Origin of the sequence: Arsenophonus sp. ENCA, from assembly GCF_002287155.1 — a bacterium.
GTDB lineage: Bacteria > Pseudomonadota > Gammaproteobacteria > Enterobacterales > Enterobacteriaceae > Arsenophonus > Arsenophonus nilaparvatae.
Window position 1 is genome coordinate 1 of sequence record NZ_NHNG01000584.1, and the last position, 3,704, is coordinate 3,704.

The following is a 3,704-nucleotide window of genomic DNA, read 5'->3' on the forward strand; positions in this document are numbered from 1 at the left end:
ATATGGTCATTGATTTTAAAGAAATTTTAGCGGTTTCTATTCTTAGTTCTTCTTGTTGTTTTGGAAGTATCAAACAACTCAGTAGCAACAAACTAACTTCCGCCTCAACGTTCTCCTCCGGTGAGCGGACGGGGTTAAGGAAAAAAACGATTTTATAAAAAAATCAAAAAATCTTTTTAAAATTTAACCGCCCCCGCTCGCCGCAGCCAAGTGACCGAGCAACGCGAGCGAACGGGCGAGGAAGTGGAATATAGCCGGAAATTACAGAGAGCACGGTCACTCGAAAATCACAGAGATTTCCCAATACGTTTTGCCCGCACTCACCCAATGAAGCACTTCGTTTTCACGCTTGATGTATAAGAAATTAATACCCAAAACGGTTAAAGATTAACCAATGTGGGCATTTTTAAGGTTAAAATAGGAATATATACTCAACCTCCTCTCAAAATATCCCTTAAGCGTCCTGTATCGATCTGTATGAAGAGAACTGCTATTAGGTAATGCAATGGTAGAACTTTTTAATTTTATTGGCTTAGAATGCGATATAGGCAGTTTTGATGTTGATGGATTTCTTAGAACTGGAAGACGGTGACAAGTCGTCGCCGGAGGCGACCATCTTGGCTATACAGATACCTAGGACTAATGATGATTATTGCAGGTATTATTACTTTAAAAGTGGCTCCCTAAATTAGAAAAATAATAATTAATGTTATCTAGGCATAAAGTGTTGCACTATCCAGTTACTACAGCTAGCATCACAAAAATTAACATAATCTATTAATTCAGGCATACCATGAATAAACCAGAACTCATTAGTAAAGTTGCAGAGAAATCAGGCTTAAGCAAAAAGGATGCTGAGAAGGCGGTTAATGCTTTCATCGAAACGGTTATAGAATCCTTGAAATCCGATAACAGCGTACAGCTTATTGGCTTTGGGAGCTTTCAGGTTAAGCAACGGGCAGCGAGAGAAGCTCGTCACCCAAAAACGGGCGAGACACTTAAAATTGCTGCTGCAAACGTACCGAGTTTTAAAGCAGGTCAAAGCCTCAAAGAGGCAGTTAAGTAACAAATGACCTACAACGCAAAGTCAATTCGGATTCTGCGCGAAGACGAAATCAAACAGTTTGACTGGCATTGAGCTGAGGAACTAGCCCACGAACACTTTTTGCCGCTGGATTGGGTTAAACGCGGATTTGAAACCTCAAGACGTTTAGGCATTGAGCCGGATTTTTTTGTCAACAAGTATATCCTCAAACAAGACCTCCCCAAAAATGACGAATTCGAGGAACATTATTGCTGAAGGTGAAAAAGGCACTGGCTCAGGAAGAGAAAAAACCTGTAAAAGTAGTGACATTTTCCAGCCTCAGCCAAGCACTGCTCAATACGGACCCTTTTAAATGTATTCTGTGTGGCGGGAAAATGGTCTATCAGCGGGTCTTGTATGGGCTGGTAACAAAGGATCTGGTTGCTAACGCAGTGGAAATAGCGCGAATGCGTTACGTGATGTAATGCAGGGAAGATCTGCCTGAATTCAGCAAATTCGTTCAAAAATCAGTCGATTAGCCAACAAATAATGATCTCACTCCCTCTTGTGCTGAAAAAAACAGCAAATCTTACCGACTGTGATCCCTATTTCATACGGCCTCAGGATCTTTGAAATTCCTAGGCGTCAAGTCTTCATCGAAGTGCTAAAGGAAGACAGAAATAAGGGTCAGAATACCCTTTAAAAGCTCCTGTAATCCATTCTAAGCGCTTTTCTTGATAAAAACGTAATTCTTACAGCAAAAAAATTATAGCCTCTCATAATGAGTTTGGTGGATTTTTTGGTTTTTGGGTTTCAGAAAGAAAAAACCAACCGCAAAAGTGGGCTAATCTGTCGAGGTGAAACTTTTTTAGTTTTGATTATCAAAATTGACTCATAACAAATTCATTACTTTATTATCAAACATTAGCCTTAAACACCTATAATATAGGGATATAATATGTATAATTTATTGGTTTTATAATTATTTTCATAAAACCAGCCCTATTACGGGTGCTTTATGATACTGCTAATAAAATTAGCATTTTTAATATATTAAGTATCCCTATATAATATATATATTATGATTATATAACATGGTGATATATGCCTATAATAACAGTATGTAATGAAAAAGGCGGTACAGGCAAATCAAGCATAGCTCAGTCTTTATCTGTCTATTTAGTTCAACACAAAAAATCTGTGTTACTGATTGATGCTGATCCACAAAAATCAACATCTGACTGGGCAAGCGAAAGGCAAAAATCAAAATTAAATGCAATTCCTTTTGTTGAAATGTCTGGAAATATCTGTGAGTCATTAATTCAATTAAGCGAGCGCTTCGACTACTTAGTCGTCGATTGTGGAGGTGCTGACTCAAAAGCAATGAGATCTTCATTAGCAACAAGTGATGTTGCTCTTTTGCCTTTTCGTCCTAAAAGAAGGGATTTAAGAATTGCGCATGATATGGCTGAAATAGTCGAAACAGCCAAAGCATTAAACGCCAAACTGAAAGTTTCATCTGTTATAACTCAAGCCCCCACTCATCCAAATCAAAAATATCGAATAGAAAACGCTAAGAAACTGTTGTCACAACTACGTTTAAATCCTTTAGACAGTTTCACGAGAAATTTAAACGCTTGGGATGATGCGGAAGAGTCTGGATGCTCTGTTTTGGAATATACGGAAGACAAAAAAGCGGCTAATGATGCCAGAAATCTTTTTACAGAGTTATTTGAGGATATTAAAAATGGCTAAAGGTGATTTCTCAACTGTTGTGAAACAAAAAAATAATAACATTGATAAATTTATAAATGATGCAAAAGTAGATGGTTATGATTCGTTTGAGTCCTCAAATGAAAGACGTGGCAAGTATATGGTTGATAAGAATACTGGCAAGAAAATATTACTTGGCGGTAAGGTGCTTGAAGTTCCATTGAATGCAAGTGAGTTTGAACTTTTGAAAAAAGCAGCAAAAAACTCAGGTCTTCCAGTTGCAACTTATGTAAGAAGTAATGCTCTGCTGTCTGCTAAGAAACTGTTAAATATTGATTAAAACATAGTTTTTATAATTAAAATATCCCTATATTAAATGGTTATTATAAATATAATATTTATCCTGTTTGTATTCCCGAAAATAAAAAACGCACCAGAATTCATATGGTGCGTTTATGAGACTATGTAGAAAAAGATTGTTGAGCATTTTATGTAAAGTCGATTTTTGAATGCTGGCAGCGTGATTTAACTAAATTTGCGGAATTCTCCTTCCTGAATGTTAATTGCGAGTAAAACGAGCTTTTAGCATTAGGTGGGAGATGGATAGCAAACAGCTCTTCGAGCTGTCATTTCTCTGGCCTTTCTTGACGCCTAGGAATTTCAAAGATCCTGAGGCCGTATGAAATAGGGATCACAGTCGGTAAGATTTGCTGTTTTTTTCAGCACAAGAGGGAGTGAGATCATTATTTGTTGGCTAATCGACTGATTTTTGAACGAATTTGCTGAATTCAGGCAGATCTTCCCTGCATTACATCACGTAACGCATTCGCGCTATTTCCACTGCGTTAGCAACCAGATCCTTTGTTACCAGCCCATACAAGACCCGCTGATAGACCATTTTCCCGCCACACAGAATACATTTAAAAGGGTCCGTATTGAGCAGTGCTTGGCTGAGGCTGGAAAATGT

General features: G+C 37.8%; 4 protein-coding genes. All 4 read left to right on the forward strand.

What is annotated here, in order from left to right; all coding sequences use genetic code 11:
• The first annotated feature begins 793 nt into the window (after window positions 1-793).
• A complete protein-coding gene (locus tag CBG25_RS15245; protein WP_290607702.1) occupies window positions 794-1,066 on the forward strand; it encodes an HU family DNA-binding protein in 273 nt (90 codons plus the stop codon).
• A gap of 227 nt (window positions 1,067-1,293) precedes the next feature.
• Window positions 1,294-1,509, forward strand: a complete 216-nt coding sequence (locus tag CBG25_RS15250) for a hypothetical protein (protein ID WP_290607704.1) — start codon at window positions 1,294-1,296, stop codon at window positions 1,507-1,509.
• Between the two features lie 619 nt (window positions 1,510-2,128).
• On the forward strand, window positions 2,129-2,779 hold the full coding sequence (locus CBG25_RS15255; protein WP_290607706.1) for an AAA family ATPase: 651 nt from the start codon (window positions 2,129-2,131) through the stop codon (window positions 2,777-2,779).
• On the forward strand, window positions 2,772-3,077 hold the full coding sequence (locus CBG25_RS15260) for a hypothetical protein (protein WP_290607708.1): 306 nt from the start codon (window positions 2,772-2,774) through the stop codon (window positions 3,075-3,077). Before CBG25_RS15255 ends, CBG25_RS15260 begins: the two co-directional genes overlap by 8 nt.
• Window positions 3,078-3,704 lie beyond the last annotated feature (627 nt).

What these genes read in the sequence shown, in the direction of transcription:
- CBG25_RS15245 (WP_290607702.1), top strand. Translation starts at nt 794, where the DNA reads ATGAATAAACCAGAACTCATTAGTAAAGTTGCAGAGAAATCAGGCTTA.
- CBG25_RS15255 (WP_290607706.1), top strand. Translation starts at nt 2,129, where the DNA reads ATGCCTATAATAACAGTATGTAATGAAAAAGGCGGTACAGGCAAATCA.
- CBG25_RS15260 (WP_290607708.1), top strand. Translation starts at nt 2,772, where the DNA reads ATGGCTAAAGGTGATTTCTCAACTGTTGTGAAACAAAAAAATAATAAC.